Source organism: Haladaptatus sp. CMAA 1909 (assembly GCF_043952005.1).
Classification (GTDB): Archaea; Halobacteriota; Halobacteria; order Halobacteriales; family Haladaptataceae; genus Haladaptatus.
Map to the genome: position 1 here is coordinate 526,929 of NZ_JBIOAV010000002.1, position 19,621 is coordinate 546,549.

Here is a 19,621-nt window from a genome sequence, read left to right on the forward strand (position 1 = left end):
ACCGTGTCCTCTGTCATACACGCTTCCCCCTATAGATACTGAGTGGAAGCCGCGGAGAGAGACGGACTTCCGATAGTATTTGGGACGGCGGACTTAGCGCTGACCGCCCTTCTGGACGTTCACGTCCTCGAAGCGAACGTCGCGCGCCGTTACGTCGACGGTCATGGAACCAACGTTCTCGATCTCGGCATCGATGGTGTCGCCGTCCGACAGGGCGCTCACGCCCTCGGGCGTCCCTGTCGTGATGACGTCTCCGGCCTCGATGGTGGTCCCGAGTGAGGCGTACTGCACGACGTCGGCACAAGTGTACACCATGTCGTTGGTGCTATCCCGCTGTTTTGTTTCGCCGTTGAGTCGGAGTTCCATGTCGAGGTTCTGCGGGTCGCCGACCTCGTCCGGTGTCACGACACACGGTCCGACAACCGTGAACGTGTCGTAGGACTTCCGGTTGGAGCGGTCTTGATCACCGCGAACCGAGATGTCGAGCAGGATGGTGTATCCGAAGATCTCGTCCCAAACTTCGTTGGCGTTCACATCCTTGACGTCCGACCCCATTACGAACGCCAGTTCGATCTCGTGATCCACACGTCGATCCGAGAACGGGAGCTCGACGCCGTGGTCGGGACCAACGACGCTGGAGGGTGCTTTCAAGAAATATCCCTTATCCTCGATGGAGAACCACTCCTCCGTCGTGATGTCCTTGTCGGCGATAGCCTCCTCGATATGGTTTTCGTAGTTGAGCGGGGCGGCAATGACCTTCCCCGGCCGCTTTACTGGAGCTTCGATGGATACATCGTCCAGATCGTAGTCGGGATCTGCGTCGGTATACTCGCTCGCATCATAGCCGTCGTGGATGTACTCCAAGAGCGGATCGTCGGCATCGAGTTCCAGCCTGTCGGTAAGGTCGACAACTCCGGTGCCGTCCTCGGTCAATAATCCTAGTCGGGTCTCGTCGAATCGAACGAATCGCATAGTTACCCGTGTGTATAGCACCGTTATAAATCTTGGCGGTACGCGCCGTCCGTCACGCGCTCGTCTCTGCTTCGGAAGGCGAACCGGTATCTCGGCGAAGCACGGTGATCGGTTCAGCACCATCACCAAGCGCGAGCGTGTCGGATTAGAAGATCCCGATGGATTTATCTCTCGACCACTGGATTCTCAAACAAGGGTGATCGACAAGCCATGGAAAACGATAGTAGATTCGAGGTGTCGGCCGGAGTGAACCAAGGGAGAGTCTCACAGGACGATCTCGATTTCGGATCGTTTCAGATTCTGGATCCCGACGGCTCGTACGACACCACGGCGGTTCCGAACCTCGACGATGACGCGTTTCAAGAGCTCTACCGCTGGATGGTCCTAGAGCGAACGTTCAACGATCGAATGGTGAAACTTCAGCGACGCGGCCGGATCGGAACCTTCGGATCCGGCCGCGGACAGGAGGCGAGCATTATCGGATCCGGGTACGCGCTCGCGGAGGGAGACTGGCTCCTCGGGATGGGACGCGAAGCCGGCGCGATGTTCCTCCAGGGGCTGCCGATCCGGGATTTGATACTGTTCTGGCGCGGTGTTGCGGATGCGAACCGGGAGATGGCCAAACACGACCAGATGATAGCCATCTCCATCGGATCGCACCTACCGCTCGTCACCGGCGCCGCGTGGGGAATGAAGCTCGCTGACGCGGATTCCGTGGTTGCGGCGTACTTCGGCGATGGAGCTAGCAGTACCGGCGCGGTGCACGAGGCAGTGAACTTCGCTGGCGTCCTCGACGCGCCGGCGGTGTTTTTCTGTCAGAACAACCAGTATGCGATCTCGACCCCATTCGAGAAGCAAACGAACGCCTGCTCGATAGCGCAACGGGCCGTCGGATACGGAATCGATGGCATCCGTGTCGATGGAAACGACGTGCTGGCCGTGTACGAGGCGGTCTCCGAAGCGCGCGAAGCTGCTTGCTCCGGAAATCCGACGCTCGTGGAGTCAGTGACGTACCGTCGCGACGCCCACACGACCAGCGACGACCCAGGCCGGTATCGCGACGAGTTGGAGGTAGAGCGGTGGCAAGAGCGAGATCCGCTCGTGCGGTACGAGTCGTTCCTCCGCTCGGAAGGGCTGTGGACCGACATCGACCGGGAGGCCCTCGTTGAGGAAATAAACGAGGAGTTCGACAACGCGCTGGCGGCCGCGGACGAGTACGAAGAGCGGTCCGTCGACGAGCTGTTCGAGTATCTGTACGATGAACTACCGCCGTACCTCCGGCGTCAACTGGTCGAATTCAAGGCGTTCCTTGAAGAGCGCTCTGACGCGTACGACCACATCCAACAGCGGGTGAAGGGGTGACCTAGCTGTGCAAGAAACCGTCCTCGGCGCGATCAACGACGCGCTGCACGCCGAAATGGCAACGGACGAGAGGGTAGTTGTCTTCGGCGAGGATGTCGCTGAAAGCGGCGGCGTCTTCCGGGCAACCGACGGGCTGAAGGATCGATTCGGCGAGGAGCGAGTCACCGATACGCCTCTCTCGGAAATCGCTATCGTCGGCGGCGCGGTCGGACTCGCAATGTACGGCTATCGACCCGTGGCCGAGATCCAGTTCTCGGGGTTCCTCACCCCGGCGTTCGACCAACTCGTCACGCAGGCGAGCCGAATTCGCTGGCGAACGCGCGGCGAATGGACCGCACCGCTCGTCATCCGGACACCCTACGGTGCAGGGGTCAAGGCGCTCGAACACCACTCAGAAAGTTTAGAGGGGGCATACGGCCACATCCCCGGACTGAAGGTAGTCGTCCCGAGCACGCCGCACGACGCGAAGGGCCTCCTGATCGCAGCCATCCGCGATCCCGATCCGGTGCTCTTCCTAGAACCGAAGCACATCTACCGGTCGTTCAGCGCGGAACTCCGGGAGGAGTCCTACGAAGAACAGATTGGAAAGGCCGCTGTCCGGCGCGAAGGAAGAGAACTGACAGTCGTATCGTGGGGCGCCATGATGAAACCGACGATGGCGGCCGTGGAGAATCACGGCGTCGACGCCGAGATAATCGACCTCCGTACCGTTTCACCGCTCGACCACGAAACGGTCATCGAATCGGTGAAACGGACTGGCCGGGTATTGGTGGTACACGAAGCAGCGCGGACGGGGGGACTCGGCTCGGAACTTGTCGCTCGAATCAACGACGATGCACTATACTATCTTGAATCGCCCGTCGAACGTGTCACTGGCTTCGACATCCCCGTCCCCCTACTCTCGATGGAGGACTACTACCTCCCCAATCCGCCTCGTATCGAAGAAGGGATTCGCAGAGTTCTCGAGTGAGGGGCCTCGGCAGAGAGTTCGATTCCAACGTAACTCGAAGGAAAGAGACCGAAATAGTTCGCAGCGTACCCGAGCACCGCACCAATGGGAATCAAGATCGTTTTGCGGGATCAAACCATCCCGAGGGACACGCTATGGGACGCCCGCAGAGACGAAGCCGCTTACCGAAGACCAGTCCGAGCAAATATCGCAGACTCATGAACACTACGCGAATCTCGGTCAGGGGTCGAATCGTGACCATCGGTCGGTCCCGACTGCTTCGAAAAGTCATTCTGCATCGAGAGGTGAAACACCACGGTTATAGCCGAGGGAAGTCAGCGACCCAGAGTTTTATCTAGTCTAAGTTCTCTATTATCGCCTATGCTCTTTCCACAACTGTTCAGACAGTCAGTTGCCCGAACACCCGATACAGATGCCATCGTAGACCTCGAATCCGGACGAGAATTTACGTACCGGGAGCTGTCGAATCGGGTGTATTCGATTTCCAACGGACTGCGTGATCACGGTATCGACCACGGAGATAGGGTGGCCATCTGTATGGGAAATCGCCCCGAGAATGCGATGACGTTCATCGCGACTCAGTTCATCGGAGCCGTTCCGGTTCCGTTTAACTTCCGAGTGGCGGCCGATGGAGTTGCGTACCACGTCGACGATTCGAACGCCGACGTGCTGGTGTACGATGCCTTGTCGGCGGAGTCAGTGCAAGCGGTGGCTGACTCGATTGGCTGCGAACTGTTCTTCATCGGTGACGGGTCTCCGTCGGAAGCGGAGTCATTCGACTCGCTTCTCGACGCACCGGCGGATGAACCGGATCTCAACGTGACCAGTGATGACCTGAGTGTCATCCTGTATAGTTCCGGGACGACCGGCGACCCGAAGGGAATTCCGCTGGACCATCGTGCAACGACCACTCGAACGCTGGTCAACGCTATGGGCCAGCGATATTATCTCGATGAAACGTTGATCGGCATAATGCCACTGTATCATACCGTCGGACTTCACGGCATCCTCTGTAACGTCCTGAGCGTGTCCGGAACGTATCTCTGTATGCCGGAGTTCGATCCGGAACGATGTGTCGAAGCGATCCCTGAATGGGAGGTTACCGGCCTTCACGAGGCACCGACCATCTTCAGTCAGTATCTCGCCACCGACGCGATAGACCACGTCGACGTCAGTAGCGTTCGAGCGATTGGATACTCCGGGGCACCGATGAATTCAGCGCTCTTCAAAAACGTCATCGATGTATTCGACCCGGATCACATCGCGAACCTATACGGGACGACCGAAGCGTTCGGGACGACTGCACACGTAGGGTTGGACGAGAACGACGATCCGAGGATAACGGGACCGGCAAACGTGTTCTACGAGACGCGGATCGTCAACCTCGATAACGATCCCAACGACGAGGTTGAGCACGGTGAAGAGGGGGAACTCATCGTCAATACGGAGTCGCCGCTCGCTTTCGACGGATACCTGAACAAGCCGAAACGCACCGAGGAAGCCATTCACGACGGTTGGTTCTTCACCGGCGATGCGGCCTATGAGACGGACGAAGGTACTATCGTAATCACCGGTCGAACTGACGATATGATTATTAGTGGTGGCGAGAACATTCATCCGGAGAACGTGGAAGACATCCTCATCACCCATCGGAAAGTTCGGGATGTCGCCGTTGTTGGCGTTCCGGACGATGAGTGGGGAGAAATCGTTAAGGCATACGTCGTCGCTGATGACGATCTGACCTCGGACGATCTTGAAGAATGGTGTACCAACAACGATGCCCTAGCGAATTTCAAACGACCGCGAGAATACCGATTTCTCGACGAACTCCCCCGGAATCCGAGTGGGAAAATACTCCGTTATAAACTTTCCTGAGACGATCACGCTCCTCGTTGGGTTGATCCCTGCGATCTGCATGTCAACGGAATATCTGAGAGCGGTCAGGAATGATATAGATTTACAAGGTTTCAATGACGATTGAGACTATGGCTCAAGAGGTAGACCTCGAAGCAGCCGTAGAACAGCGTGGGGATATCCCGGATGTGGATACTGTGTATGATCGCGATGAGGAGATTTCAATCACCGATTTATTTGACACCACGTTCGTCCGAAACCACAGCGAATTCGACTCGTTCGATGAGCTGGTCGCAGCAAGCCCCAGTAACGCCGATTCCGCCGGCGAACTTGATCGAGTGTCTCACGGGGAGTGGGACGAGTTCGTGGCCAAAACGACCGACTTCGAAGACGAGAAATCGTTGGTGATGGCTGCCCGGGATCACTGGGTCGCCAAAACGTTGCAGTTGGGCTGAGAAACCCCATGTTTTTGCCGTCTATCGGTAGATTTGGGAGCCGCCACTACCTGTGTGTGAACGGTAACTGGTGAACATAATTCAGTAATTGCCCGTCGAGACGATCGGCGGATTTCCGTGGGGGCCGTACGGTGCATCGTCGAGCCACTCACCGGCGGTTTCGAAGTGATCTGCCAAGGCGGAAGCTGCTTCTTTCCGAAGGACCGTCGCCGGATTATCGCCTTGGAGGTATTTCAGTGCCTGACCGGCCGCGTTGAGGTTGAATTCAGCAGCTGTTTCACGGCGAGCAGCATACAGCTCGACCTCATCGCGGATGACCGCATCGGTCTTGGCGTTGATTGCAGCCGCAACGGCGGAGGCCGCCTCATCCGCATCGGCAATCCCGGAGTTCATTCCGCGAGCACCGAATGGTGCCAACAGATGGGCCGCTTCTCCTGCAAGTAACACTCGGCGATGTTCGTCTACGAACGTATCCGCCATCACTTGGAGGAAATAGTAACTCGAAACCCACTGTAGATTGTCTGCATACTGTTCACCCATTATATCTCGAACGAACTCACGCATTCGTTCGTCGCTGCAGAGTTTTTCGGGGTCGTCGCCTTCGATACATTGAATGTCGAGCCGCCAGCCGCCAGAAAAGGGGACGAGCAGTACGTTTCGCCCGTCAGCCGCTGGTGCATCGTAGTGGAACACTCGTTCAAGCGAGCGTGGATCATTCTCGACTTCCGCGACGTCCGCAATGATGAAGGCGTTCTCGGACTGGTCACCGTCGAAATTCGCACCGATTTCCTTCCGGACGGTCGACCCACCGCCGTCAGCACCGATCAAAAATTCCCCCCTCCACTCACGACCGTCGGCTGTTTCGATTTCGACTCCGTCGAGCGACGTTTCCACGGTCTCCACTTCAGCGTCCCAGTGGATATCGATACCGGCTTCGTCTAATGCGCGATGCATGTATTCTTCAGTCACGACTTGTGGGATGCTGGTGAAATGGGGAATATCACCGGAGCCACCAGGCGAGTCGTACGTTCGACTGAACACTTCTTTTCCACGGAAAAGGGTACGCCTCGTCGGCCAGACGATCCCCTCGGCGACGAGATCAGTCCCGAGTCCAGGTTGAATTCGTTCGAGCGTTCTGAGTGTCGACCCGTGGACGTAGATAGCACGACTCCCGGATCGGTCGCGATCTTCGGATTCTGCTTCCAATATCGTCGTCTCCACACCACGTGCGTGTAGTGCTAATGCCGCGGACATACCAACTGGACCTGCGCCAGCTATCAGCACTGGCGCTGCTGTCGTAGTATCGCTCATGATCGTATCGTTGGAGTAAATCATGATAACAGTTGTGGTCACGTATCGTGTCGAACTGCGGGACAAGGATTCTCACGGATGAAAAATTTGATGCGGATCGTTCGGGCGGAAGTATATTAAATATAAATCTTATATAAAAATTGATTCAAAGCGCCGAAACGTAGATAATTCACATATACAACCGATATATTTATTATCGATGGAAAATACGGTCGAACCATGCTTGGTAGTACCACGTGGGAGAATGACGAGCACGTGTCTGGCGATAGCGTCGATCTGGATACAAAAACGATCAAGGATGTGAGGTTGATAAAGAAGCGGCCAAAACCCGTGCTGAAGTTCGTCCTTGCGTTCGGGATCGGTTCGTTCTTCTTTCTATTCCCGATACAGTGGAACGGTCAAACTACGATTCCACTCGACGTCGTTGTGAGTCTCACACAGGAAGCGTTCCCGACCTTCGTGGAGTTCTTAACGCTCGGTCTGATACTCGCCGGTGGAATCCTGACGACGATTTCGATGGCCAACCACCATGGAATCGTGACGATCAGTGACCGGACAGCCGATCGGTTCGAGCTGGATTATTGGCAAACATCAAATATTTTCTGGATATTCCGCATCGTCGGGATTTTTCTCGCGATTCCGATCTTCATCGGTCAGGGACCAGAGTGGCTGCTTAGCGAGAATACATCAGGTATTGTCTGGGGCGGTCTCCTCCTGACGATCACGCTCGTGATTCCGATTGGTGCTGTTTTCGTCAACTTACTCGCTGAACTCGGGGGACTGCAATTCGTTGGTACGCTCTCCCAACCGGTGATGAAGCCAGTGTTCAATTTACCCGGTCGTGCGGCGCTTGATAGTGCAGCGTCATGGCTTGGCTCGTTCAGTATCGGCTATTACCTCACACGAAACGTCTTCGACCGTGGCGGCTATGACAAACGTGAGGTCTTCGTCATCTGTACCTGCTTCGCCACGGCGAACTTGGGAACGATTGGAGCGATCGCTGCTGTCCTCAAGATCTTGCATGTATTTCCGATCGTCGTTCTCTTGTACCTGCTTAGTGTGATTATTACGGGAATCATTCTCGTTCGAATACCGCCGCTTTCGACCGTCCCGAACGAATTCATTGCTGAACCCGATCCGGAGCCAGAATTCAACGGGTCAGTGGGAGACTATTCCAGATTTGCATTCAACGAGGCCATCAAAACCGCTGAAGAGGGAGCCTCAATCCCGAGCTCCGCGGTCTACGGGCTCATCGACGGGCTGAAACTGACTGGAATGATGCTTGGGACGATTCTCACGATTGGGATGGCCGCTGTAACTCTCAACGAATATACGTCGGTTTTCGAGGTACTGTCGACTCCGCTCGTTCCGATATTGTCTGCGTTCGGTATCCCGGATCCACAGATGGCCGCCACATCGGTGATTCTTGGTGGTGCTGAAATGTTCATTGCTGCGACGTTCGCCGTCGGAGGTGACCTGATTACGAAGGTTTTCGTCATAATCGTAGTGAGCGGGCAAGCGATTTTCTTTGCCGCCTCAGCGCCGATGATGGTCGATATGTTCGACGATATTCCGATTCGATTCCAGGACTTATTCGTACTGTTCGTGATGCGAACTGCCCTTCTCATCCCGATAACCGCTGCGTTGGTCCATGCTGCAGTGTTCATGGGACTCATCTGATCGGATATAAGTCTCCAACAAATAGAGGTTTTCATCCTACTCAACTCGTAAAAACCGGTCATTTTATTCCCGTTCGAAGAGAAGAATAATATCGACAATTCCGAACGAAGTGTACCCTGCCGAGCAACGCTCCCGAAAAGAGCCTTCCCGGTGGGTGATCGCATTTCGAAGACGTGCGCTTGCGACCACGGATTTCCAACGATACAGTGATATTATTTCGAATAACTAACTGTGTGTCGAACGATTTATTGGTGGGAAAGGTGTGGTAACTATTTGAGCGTTGAACCGAAGATGACGACGAACTCCACTACAGCATTCGAGGAAGGAGATGATACCGCAGATCACAAATCATATGATTTCGTCCCAGATGAGATCGATCGACCGGCGCTCGTAGAGGATATCCGCGACCGAGTTGCCGGTGACGTTCGGTTCGATACCTACACGCGACAACTGTATGCTACCGATGCAAGCGCATACGAGATCACGCCGATTGGCGTCGTTTTCCCAAAATCAACCGATGACGTCGCGACAACCGTCACCTATTGTGCTGACCGAGGAATCCCGCTCCTACCACGTGGCGGTGGGACGAGCCTGGCAGGGCAAGCAATCAACGAGGCCGTCGTACTCGATCTCACCCGATACATGGATGATATCGTGGCAATCAACCCGGAAGAGCAACGGGCTCGGGTTGAAGCGGGTACGGTCCTTGGTGACCTCAACGAGGCACTTTCTCCGCACGATCTGAAATTTGCGCCCGACCCGGCCGCTGGTGACCGTAGCGTAATCGGTGGGGCAATCGGAAACAACTCAACCGGAGCACACTCGCTCGTCTACGGCAAGACCGACGTCTACGTTGAGGAATGTGAAGTCGTATTGGCCGATGGAACAGTCGTCACACTCGGCGAGATAAGTGTCGAAAAGCTCCGTCTGTCTGCCGATTGTGACGGATCGCTGTTTGAACAGGTGTGTGCGGAAATAGTCAGGATTATCGACGAAAAGGGCGATGAAGTTCGGGACCGGTTTCCCGAGATGAAACGTAACGTCTCGGGCTACAACCTCGACGTACTCGTCGAGGAGGCTGAGACGGGGACGGTCAATCTCGCTCGCTTGCTCGCAGGGAGCGAAGGTACCCTTGCTATCGTTACCAAAGCCGAAGTGTCACTCGAGCCAGTCCCAACGACGAAAGCAGTGTCACTGCTGTTCTACGAGAGCGTCCTCGACGCCGTGACCGATGTCCAGTACGTGCTCGAACACGACCCTGCTGCGGTCGAACTCATCGATGACGTGCTTCTCGGCCTCGCGAGAGAGACGACCGAGTTTGAAGAAGCGGCTTCGATCGTCCCGAGTGAGGCAGAAGCGGGGCTCCTCGTCGAATTTTACGCCGATGATACCAACCACGGCCGGGAACAGACTGCGACCCTCCTCGCCGATAGGACTCCAAAAACTGCCACTGAAATACCCCCTTCCGAAAATCGACCAACTAATAGCGAAACATTCGCGTTCACCGGATTGGAGGCCCATGTTGCGGATGAACGGGCGATGTTTTGAACACTCCGGAAGGCTGGCCTCCCGATCCTGCTCTCTCGAACCTCCGACGAAAAGCACATTAGTTTCATCGAAGACTGTGCAGTTCCGCCGGAACACCTCCCGGAATTCGTCGAGCGGTTTCAGTCGCTACTTACCGAAAAGAATCGTGATGCCGATGCGGCATTCTATGCCCACGCCGGCCCGGGTGTTCTCCATGTACGCCCGCTGATCAACACGAAGGCTACCGCTGATCGCGAAGACATGGTCGCCATCGCGGACGCGGTTACCGATATGGTCGTCGAATTCGATGGCAGCGTTTCCGGCGAGCACGGCGACGGGCGCGCGCGCACCCAGTGGAATCGTAAACTGTACGGTAACGACCTTTGGGAGGTATTTCGCGACCTGAAATCCGCGTTCGATCCGAAGTGGTTACTCAATCCGGGGAATGTTTGCGGCGACCATGCTATGACTGAACACCTTCGGTACGACGAGGAGTATGAGTTCGACGCTGGATTTGAGCCATCGTTGAACTGGAAGAATAAGAACGGGATGCAGGGAATGGTCGAGCTTTGTCATGGGTGTGGAGGGTGTCGCGGATCCCAGGAAACCACGGGTGGAGTGATGTGTCCGACCTATAGAGCCGCTGAAGAGGAGATTACGACGACCCGTGGCAGGGCGAACCTCCTTAGACAGGCAATGAGCGGTGATCTTCCCGATGATCCTACGGACGATGAATTCGCCGAGGACGTTCTTGATCTCTGTATCGGATGTAAAGGGTGTAAGCGGGACTGTCCAAGCGGCGTTGACATGGCGAAACTCAAAACTGAAGTCATGCACGAACGGCATGAAAAATACGGTGCAAGTCTTCGCGACAAGATTTTCGCCAATTTCGATACGCTCGCAATGATCGGAAGTGCACTAGCACCGGTATCGAATCTTGTACAATCACTTCCAGCAATGGGGACGGTTACCCAAAAAACGGTCGGGATTGCGAGCGAGCGGTCGCTACCGAAGTTCCACCGAGAGACGCTACAAGACTGGTTCGACGAATGCAAACCCCTCATCCCAAAATCAGAAGCCGAACGGAAAGTCGTCCTCTTTGCAGACACCTACACCAACTATAGTCATCCGGAAGTCGGGAAAGCAGCAGTACGCGTTCTTGAGGCTGCGGGTGTTCACGTCGATATAGCAACCGAAACCGATAGCGGTCGGCCAGCGTTATCGAAAGGATTCGTCGATAGTGCTCGAGAGACCGTGAAAAGGGATGTAAAAGAACTCGAGCCGCGTGTTCGCGATGGGTGGGATATCGTCGTCGCGGAACCGTCCGACGCGGTGATGTTCCAATCTGACGCTCTTGATGTATGCTCCGGTGACGAAGTCGAAGCAGTTGCTGCGAACGCCTACGGACTCTGTGAGTATTTAGACACGTTCCGACTGGACGAAAATGTCGACTGGAACACACCTGCCGAATCGCTCGTATACCATGGTCACTGCCACCAGAAGGCCGAGAAAAAAGATCATCACGCGGTCGGTGTCCTCCGACGAGCCGGGTACACCGTTGATCCTCTCGACTCGGGCTGCTGTGGTATGGCCGGTACGTTCGGATACGAGGCAGAACATTACTCCCTGAGCAAAGCTATCGGCAAGATCCTCTTCGATCAGATCGACGAAAGCGAGGCTGAGGTCGTTACTGCACCGGGAACGTCGTGTCGAACCCAACTCGCCGATAGTCGAATCCAACCGGTTTCGTCGAACAGTTCACTCGCTGGCACATCGCTTGATAGAGACGAACCCCCAACACCAATAGAATTACTCGCGTACGCACTTCCGCGGTGATCGCTCTGTGACTCATCACGACAACTGTCGACTGGGTATCGAGCAGATAGTCCACTATCAATCAACGTAACAAGTCTCAGGAGGTCACTTCTTGGTGAATACGGTGGCGTGGAGAGCAGAACGATAAAACCCGAAAACTCAAGGTACAACGTTCGGAGGCTGTCTTCGGATACGAGTTCGTCGACTCGGTCCAAGAAACAGAGGCGGACTTGGCCTTCCGTTGTGTCCCCTGATCGTTTGATTAGTGCAACCGCAACGTTAGCAGATCGTGGAATAGAAATGGAATGTGTCAATACGATCAGAACGACGCCCAGATTACCCAGAGGGATCTTATATTATTCCCGACTAGTATCGGATATTTGCTCGGCAAAGTATCGGTAGATCATTTATCTATGTGATTCCCGACAATCTTCCGTTATGCAGGCATTGCGAGATACTCGCAATAAGGATGGACATGAGTACAGGTGTACGTCTTCTACTGACTGGCTGTTCTACCGGGTCATTCGCGTCTAAACCATGCCTTTACAAAATTAGTGGTGTAACAGATCGCCGGGTAGAACCGAGAACCGGTGGAGTCAGCAAGAACCGGCGATGACGGTATAAGCGGCGCCATATCCTCTCGTATATAAGTACCATTCGGCAGATGGCTGGCTCTTTTTTGCGAGATAATCGAAATTCGTCCCGCAACGATCACCATTAATCATAAGATATTTCTAGAATTTATACTGAAATTCCATTTATGTAGTGGTTGGATCGTCAATTCTACTTCTCCACGATCTAGCAATGCAGACGACTGCAGTTATTGAACGTAAGAAGATGTGAGAAGTGATTGCGAAATAATCGCAAATTACAAATAGACTTCCCGATTATTGCTGTATATGTCTGGTGACCCCATACCGCTCAAAACAGTTCATAGGGCGTTCGAGATTATTGAGATACTCTGGGAGCAAACCAGTGCTACTACATCCGAACTCGCGGAACAGTTGGACGTCCCGGAAAGCACGATCTATGATTATCTTCAAACTCTACAGTCAATAGGATACATTACACGGACACGAGGAAAACATCACCTTAGTTACAAGCCACTTACTATTGGAGGGCGGGTCAAGTATCGGAGTCGCTTGTTTAGAGTTGCACGAAGCGAACTCCAGCAGGTGGTTGCAGAGACCGGAGAAGTGGCAGATATCAACGCCGAAGATAATGGACAGGCAGTTATTCTCCACTATGAACGCGGAGACCAGGCGTTGGATCTTGGGATGTATCCCGGCATGCGGACACCGCTTCATACGCATGCTTCTGGAAAAGCTATCTTGGCCCATCTTTCCGAAAATCGTGTTGACGAAATTATTGACAGGCATGGATTGGAGTCAATGACTGACCGGACAATTACTAATATCAACTCCCTAACGGATGAGCTAGAAGAAATTCGCGAAGAAGGATATGCAGTCGACTGGGATGAGCAGGTCAGCGGCATGGGTATTGTTGCTGCTCCAATTCTTGTCAATGATGCTGTTTTAGGTGCTGTGGGCATAATTGCGCCGAGCGATCGGGTGCGAGATGAATCGTATCAGAGTCAACTGCAACAAAGAATTCGTGAAGCATCAAGTTCGATCTCAATAAATTACCAATATAGTCAATAACCAAAATCAGCGTTCAATTTAGTTCTTTTCGACCGATGCCAGCGTTGAACAACGAATACAGACTGTAGATCACACTATTGTACAATAATCAGATTTCGGTTCGTGTAATCGAGTCGTCCGCACGATTCAATTCGAAAGAGGGCAGTCCGATATTCGTATCCATCGACGAGAAGCACGGATTTCGAGAGATTGCATTTCTCAGCCAATCCGGACAGAAACACAGCCACCGAATCATTGCCATGTTGACTAAAAATTGCACTGGCTGACAACTTCGTACCAAGTTATATTGCGGTATATACCCACAACCAGTTTCCTTACTTTGACAGCGATCCTGTCGATATTGACTTGCATTATCGTCGCCGACGGCGGCTCGGACACGCTGCCAGCGAGCCTATGTAGCCATTGAAGGGCCGCTAAATGTGAGCGGTCTACACTGAAGAGCGCAAGAAGAATGGCGCATAGATTGATTCGAAGGTACCGGGGGTGGCCTACTTCCGCTTATTAGCGGGTGATCACAGTCGGAGGTCGTAGATATATGAAAAGCAAATGAATGTTATCCGAGGGATAGTAAATAATTTTGACCGTCCTATTTTCAATATCCTGTTGAGAAGCACCGGAAGAGTCGCAGTTCAATACGGCTGGATGAATGTATTTATTCCTTATAAATAGTGATCATCTAAAGGCATGTCATGGACTAACGAACCAATCGACAGAGGGGTACTCGACCAGCTAAAAAATGCTCTACGTCTGCAATAACAGATACAAAACACGAGGGTGTGAGACCGTTGTCCTCCGCGATTAAAACCAGTTCATACCGAGTGTACATTCGTTGGGGTTAGAAACGGCGAATATCGAATGGTGGGCGTGTGAGTGAACGGGGATGCTAACGACATGCGTCGAGTTCCGTTGTATACCGGAACGCGAAACGTTCTGTGGGCGCCCATCAGGCTATTGCTGTCCGCTTTCACGCGACCGGATACCAATCAGAGGTCCGAGAACGATTCTCCGTCGCTTCGACGTACGAAAATCATATCACGGAGCAATCATTGTACTGAACAGTTATTTGGTACAAATTTGGCCCGCAGTCGACAAAACCGACGGAGCCCTCGTAGGCGTACTTGTCGCAAACCAATGGCGAGTGGCCTTGAATAAATAATACAATATCCCAGAACAATCATTGCTTAGTATCCAATCGTTTGACCGGCTTCCCACCGATTTGCCGGTTGCGTCTTTACACAAGCTAGCGAGGAGTATAATTATAAGAATGAGGTTTGTTACAGCGAAGAATACAGGTTTCGGATCGTTTTCTTTCTGATTTGGTCGAGAGTTCGGTTCGACTCTACCGAGCGGAACTTGATCGAAATGGTTTGATACACACGGACTACGTTTCGATTGCTTCCAGAAGTCGTGAGTAGACAGTCGTCCTTGCGGTGATCGGTGTCTTGAATGTTTTTCACATTACTATGGCCACTAGAGACGTCCCGACCGTTCGACAGTTGAATTCCTACCGAAGAGAAGAGAATCTAGCCCGTGCCACCCCCAGATCTCCAACGGTTTGTTATGTATGGTGATTAGAATGGAGGGAGATCTCCATCGATCCCGTCTCGTTCGATGAGTTGGGTTCCTGTTCGTCTGGGTCTTCGACGAATGCATAGCGTGAACGTCCGATTCGCGTATGGATCTGAATCGAATCCGAGAGTCCACGAGTCTCCGTTCCTACTTCGAGCTAATCTGCTCCATGTGGTGGCACGTAACCACAACTTTCGCACGACCAGGTTCCGTAGTCCCGAACGATGCTGTTTGAACCACAACGATTACATTTGTAACGCATCGATTCGTACTATAGTATCGTCAATCATAAAATTATCTATCGACAATTGTCGAAACTCGGTCGATTGAGCACTCAATATGACCGAAACGGATGGCTATCGATACAGCCACCCGGCGATTCAGTTATGGAACGACCGTGCTCGTTGAACAATACGGATAGAAAAATGGACGGTAAAAAGGACAGATATAAACACTGTCTTGGAAAGGTAGTGAATGTCCTTGGATGACAGGGACACAATGAACAGTCTGGCAGGAAACAGATGCGACTCGTAGCTCAGTGTCTGTCCCCAATTGCCCCCGCTCGACTGTCATCGCGGCCCTTTCACATTTTTTCAGCTCACAGTAGACGATGATATTCGATCGTCTTTCTCGTTCTTCCTGAGTTCTACGTCTCACACGCTGCCGTAGGGTTGTTAATCGATGTCTCGGTTGATGTCGAAATGCGTCGCATCGTCACGAGAGAATCGCGCGGGCCGCGAACAGTAGGTTCTCCTTGCGCTCCATGACTCGGCGATAGAAGTACTGAGCCCACTTTCCCCCGTAGGGGACGTATTGAACCACACGCACCCCGTCATCCGCCAGGTCGACCTGCGCGTCGTCACGGACACCCATGAGCATTTGGACTTCAAAGGGAGTACCATACTCGTCGTGAAGGTTTCGGGCAAGCGAGATCATCCGTGGGTCGTGGCTGCCGACAGAAACGCGCTCGGATTCGCGGAAGAGGAAGTCGAGGTGCTTCTCATAGGCTTCGTTCACCCGTGATTTGTCCACATGTGCAATCGAGGCAGGTTCATCGTACGCTCCCTTGACGAGGCGAACTGTCGCATCGCTCTCGGCGAGTCGCTCGAGGTCCTCGTCGGTCCGCTTGAGGTTCGCCTGGATAGCGACACCCATATCAGCCCCGTCGCGTTCGGCGTTCTCGACGACGGCATCGAGTGTCGCGTCGGTCGTCGTGTGGTCCTCCATGTCGACCCAAACAAAAACATCGTGGTCAATGGCGCGGTCGACTATGTTTTCGAGGTTTTCGACAAAGGCGTCTGTGCTGACGTTGAGACCGACTTGACTGGGCTTGACGCTGATGGACGCATCGAGATTGCGGTCATCGATCTCCGCGGTCAGATGGCGATACTCTGCTGCGTCCTCGAACGCGGGGGAGCGCTCGTGATAGTGTTCGCCGAGGAGGTTGAGAATGGCGCCGATACCTCGGTCGTTGAGCTCGGCGGCGTACTCCAATGCTCCTTCGGTCGACTCGTCGGCGACGAAGTTGTTTGCGATCGGTGGAATCACGAATATCACTCGACGTTCGGATGGCAAAAATGATTCTATTTTCCCGAATAACGGTGGACAACTGCTATGAAACCCGCATGCGGGTATTATTCACAATAGTAGAACCGGTAGGTGATTGTACACATGGAAGATGGTACCGCTCACCATGACGTGGTACGTTCCGACGGTAGCAAGGGTGGCAGGTCAATCAATGTGCAAATCCTTTCGAATAGTGTGAAGTAGCATAGCGGATGATGGGGACCGACCAGTACTTGTCCCCTCTCACAGCCCACTCCAGGAAGACAGCGGGACGAGTATTACAGAAGTAGTTCTGTAACGGAGGTGGGCGGGTGTCACCGCTGGCCTTCGACCATGGCGGTGTAATCTCGGAGGTTGGCGATCGGTTCGAATAGTGTGAACTACGTGCTAATTTACCGATGTGATTGCGGTTTCCCGGGCGAGAGTGGCTACCAGCACGCGGTTCCCATAATGAGAACCCTTTTGCGTCGGGGCTGTGTGATGTGATACTATGACAGACGGAAGCCGGACGTTCACTACGACGGAAACGTCGTTCGCAGTAGTTCACGCCATCGAGAACGCGGATGGAGCGACGTTTTCGGAGCTCAAGTCGCAGCTTGAGCTCTCCAAGAGTACGCTGTACTATCATCTGACCACTCTCGAGAAGCTCGGGTACGTGGTGAAAGAACACGGGGTGTACCAGCTGGGTCTGCGGTTCATCTCGCACGCCCAGCATGCTAAGAACAAGGAGCCCGCGTTTGACGTCGTACGTTCGAAAGCGCGAGATCTCGCCGACCGGATACCCGAAGAAATCTCCTTCGCCACCGAGGAGAACGGTCGTCTCGTCGTGGTCTACCACAACATCGGTGGCTCCGCGATGACCGACTTCAAGATTGGTCAGTACCTTCACATGCACGTGACTGCAAGCGGAAAGATGTTGCTCGCGGAGATGTCCGAAGAACGTGTCGACGAGATCATCGACCGCTGGGGGCTCCCAAAATTCACGGAGAACACGATCACGGATCGGGATGCACTGAAGGCGGAACTAGAGTTAGTCCGTGAACGAGGGTATGCGATCAACGACGAGGAACAGCGTGAGGGGCTCCGAAGCGTTGGTGCGAAGATAACGAAGCCCAACGGGTACGTCCTCGGCGGCCTCGCCGTAGACGGTGCGACCTACCGAATGACCGACGAGCAGATCGAGGAACAAACAGTAGAGCAACTGTTCGACACGATCGCCGAGATCGAGACCGAACTCGACTGAGTAGGGTCGTAACTCGCAGGAGATGAGTCCATACCAATACATTCATATATTATGCCAAAAATTCTCATATGACTATGGTACAAGCGGGCATGGAAACCATTATCGGGCTAGTTGGCTATCTGATCGTAGTGGTAGCGATCGGTCACTGGGGGTCGAAGTTGGTCTCCTCCGAGGAGGACTTCTTTCTCGGGGGCGAACAGATTCCTGGCTGGGCACTCGCACTCTCCGAACGAAGTTCCGGAATGTCTGGATGGCTTCTCCTGGGCGTGCCTGGATTAGCGTGGTCGGTTGGCCTCTCCGCTATCTGGGTGCTCGTTGGCACGACCGGTGGGGCCATTTTCCAGTGGATCGTCTACGCGCGGCCGTTTATGGAGGGTCGCAAGGAGACGGGTGCAGTTACGCCAATCGGACTCCTCGCTGAGAAACTCCCCGGTAACTCGCCAGTTACTCGTGCGCTCCCGGCGCTCATCACCTTCGTGTTCTACATGGGCTATGTGGGGTCACAGTTCCTCGCCGGCGGTAACATCTTCAAGAAGGCCTTCGGAATCGATCCTGTCATCGGAGTCCTCCTCATCGGTGGCGTCGTTACGGCGTACTCGCTCGCTGGCGGATTTCCGTCCGTCGTCTGGACCGATGTGATGCAAGCATTGTTAATGGTGTTCACGCTTGTCGTGCTTCCAGGGTATCTTCTCGTGGGCGTATTCCTCGATCCTTCCACCTCTCTATTGGGCGGACTTGCGGCTTCCGGGGGAAACCGGGCGGCGTTGTTCGGGGGACGGACCGGTGCCGCCGCGCTTGTTTTCCTCGGCGCCAACCTGAGTTGGTTCTTCCTGTATCTCGGCGGCTACCCGCACCTTGACGCTCGGTTCATGGCGGTTCGTAACAGCGACGACCGCCGCTCGGCCATCATCGTAGCGACCATTTGGGGCATCCTGACCTCGTCTGGCGCAGTGCTCCTCGGCCTCCTTGCACGCGTCATTGACGGTGCTCCGCAAGCACTGCAGGCAGATCGCGAGATGGTCCTCCCATTCATGGTCCTGAAACATCTCCCCGGACTGCTCGGGGGAATCCTCCTCGCGGGCGCGTTGGCGGCGATGATGTCGACGGCCTCCTCGCAAATCGTCGTCGCTAGTTCCGCGGTCGCACAGGACGTCTACACCGATATTCTGAAGAAAGGACAGGACTTCAGCGAGAAAGCCCAACTACGCGTTTCCCGGGTCGCCACGCTTGCGGTCGGCGTGATCGGGCTCGTGATCGCACTCCTGACGTCGAACCTCGTGTACACCCTCGTGAGTTACTCCGGCACCGGGCTCTTCTCCGCCTTCGGGCCGGCATTCACTCTTCTCTTCTTCTGGCGACGGAACCTCTCCGTGGCAGGCCTCGTGGCGGCATTCGTCGCCGGTCCCGGCACGACCATTCTTTGGATCGCTTTCGGAATGAACTCGGTCATCACGGTTCGTCTTATCGCGCCGCCAATTGGGTTCGCCGCCGCAATCGGTGCCTCGTTGCTGTGGCCGAGCGAGGAGCTAACTAGCCCTTCCCCGTCCACGAGCGCTGCGAATCAGGATTGACGGCACGGACGACGGGGGGTCGACAGGGAACACACCTCTGAACGTCAGCACGCACCACGACGTCA

The 19,621-nt window shown here is 54.3% G+C and carries 12 protein-coding genes and 2 pseudogenes; 10 read left to right on the forward strand and 4 right to left on the reverse strand.

The window, feature by feature from the left end:
- Nucleotides 1–93 precede the first annotated feature (93 nt).
- Nucleotides 94–972 (reverse strand): fumarylacetoacetate hydrolase family protein, encoded by an 879-nt coding sequence (locus ACGYLY_RS20650; protein ID WP_395284659.1) that lies wholly within the window; start codon nt 970–972, stop codon nt 94–96.
- Nucleotides 973–1,182: 210 nt separating this feature from the next.
- On the opposite strand from ACGYLY_RS20650, the gene ACGYLY_RS20655 reads away from it, so the two are divergent.
- The 4 genes from ACGYLY_RS20655 to ACGYLY_RS20670 all read left to right on the forward strand — a co-directional run bounded on the left by ACGYLY_RS20655 (nt 1,183) and on the right by ACGYLY_RS20670 (nt 5,613).
- Complete coding sequence (locus ACGYLY_RS20655) at nt 1,183–2,334, forward strand: thiamine pyrophosphate-dependent dehydrogenase E1 component subunit alpha (RefSeq protein WP_395284658.1); 1,152 nt, start codon at nt 1,183–1,185, stop codon at nt 2,332–2,334.
- Nucleotides 2,335–2,341: 7 nt separating this feature from the next.
- The gene (locus ACGYLY_RS20660) at nt 2,342–3,304 is read left to right on the forward strand and encodes an alpha-ketoacid dehydrogenase subunit beta (RefSeq protein ID WP_395284657.1); all 963 of its coding nucleotides are present in this window, start codon (nt 2,342–2,344) and stop codon (nt 3,302–3,304) included.
- Nucleotides 3,305–3,664: 360 nt separating this feature from the next.
- Nucleotides 3,665–5,179: a class I adenylate-forming enzyme family protein gene (locus ACGYLY_RS20665; RefSeq protein ID WP_395284656.1), complete on the forward strand. Its 1,515-nt coding sequence runs from the start codon at nt 3,665–3,667 to the stop codon at nt 5,177–5,179.
- Between the two features lie 110 nt (nt 5,180–5,289).
- Complete coding sequence (locus tag ACGYLY_RS20670; RefSeq protein ID WP_395284655.1) at nt 5,290–5,613, forward strand: hypothetical protein; 324 nt, start codon at nt 5,290–5,292, stop codon at nt 5,611–5,613.
- Nucleotides 5,614–5,694: 81 nt separating this feature from the next.
- On the opposite strand, the gene ACGYLY_RS20675 is transcribed toward ACGYLY_RS20670, so the two are convergent.
- Nucleotides 5,695–6,924 (reverse strand): FAD-dependent monooxygenase, encoded by a 1,230-nt coding sequence (locus ACGYLY_RS20675; protein WP_395284654.1) that lies wholly within the window; start codon nt 6,922–6,924, stop codon nt 5,695–5,697.
- A 219-nt stretch (nt 6,925–7,143) separates the two neighbouring features.
- Here ACGYLY_RS20675 and ACGYLY_RS20680 point away from each other — a divergent pair, with 219 nt between their 5' ends.
- The 4 genes and pseudogenes from ACGYLY_RS20680 to ACGYLY_RS20695 all read left to right on the forward strand — a co-directional run bounded on the left by ACGYLY_RS20680 (nt 7,144) and on the right by ACGYLY_RS20695 (nt 13,607).
- Nucleotides 7,144–8,604: a YjiH family protein gene (locus tag ACGYLY_RS20680; RefSeq protein WP_395284653.1), complete on the forward strand. Its 1,461-nt coding sequence runs from the start codon at nt 7,144–7,146 to the stop codon at nt 8,602–8,604.
- A 291-nt stretch (nt 8,605–8,895) separates the two neighbouring features.
- Nucleotides 8,896–11,967, forward strand: a pseudogene (locus tag ACGYLY_RS20685) (FAD-binding and (Fe-S)-binding domain-containing protein).
- An 878-nt stretch (nt 11,968–12,845) separates the two neighbouring features.
- Nucleotides 12,846–13,046: pseudogene (locus ACGYLY_RS20690) on the forward strand (helix-turn-helix domain-containing protein); the annotation flags it as partial.
- 96 nt (nt 13,047–13,142) lie between these two features.
- Nucleotides 13,143–13,607, forward strand: coding sequence for an IclR family transcriptional regulator (locus tag ACGYLY_RS20695; protein ID WP_395284929.1), 465 nt, complete (start codon nt 13,143–13,145; stop codon nt 13,605–13,607).
- Between the two features lie 1,726 nt (nt 13,608–15,333).
- On the opposite strand, the gene ACGYLY_RS20700 is transcribed toward ACGYLY_RS20695, so the two are convergent.
- Together ACGYLY_RS20700 and ACGYLY_RS20705 are read right to left on the reverse strand one after the other, a co-directional pair.
- The gene (locus ACGYLY_RS20700) at nt 15,334–15,438 is read right to left on the reverse strand and encodes a hypothetical protein (RefSeq protein WP_395284652.1); all 105 of its coding nucleotides are present in this window, start codon (nt 15,436–15,438) and stop codon (nt 15,334–15,336) included.
- 452 nt (nt 15,439–15,890) lie between these two features.
- Nucleotides 15,891–16,724 (reverse strand): proline dehydrogenase family protein, encoded by an 834-nt coding sequence (locus ACGYLY_RS20705; protein ID WP_231187723.1) that lies wholly within the window; start codon nt 16,722–16,724, stop codon nt 15,891–15,893.
- Between the two features lie 508 nt (nt 16,725–17,232).
- On the opposite strand from ACGYLY_RS20705, the gene ACGYLY_RS20710 reads away from it, so the two are divergent.
- Complete coding sequence (locus ACGYLY_RS20710; protein WP_395284651.1) at nt 17,233–17,985, forward strand: IclR family transcriptional regulator; 753 nt, start codon at nt 17,233–17,235, stop codon at nt 17,983–17,985.
- Between the two features lie 128 nt (nt 17,986–18,113).
- On the forward strand, nt 18,114–19,556 hold the full coding sequence (locus tag ACGYLY_RS20715; RefSeq protein ID WP_395284650.1) for a sodium/proline symporter: 1,443 nt from the start codon (nt 18,114–18,116) through the stop codon (nt 19,554–19,556).
- Nucleotides 19,557–19,621: the final 65 nt, after the last annotated feature.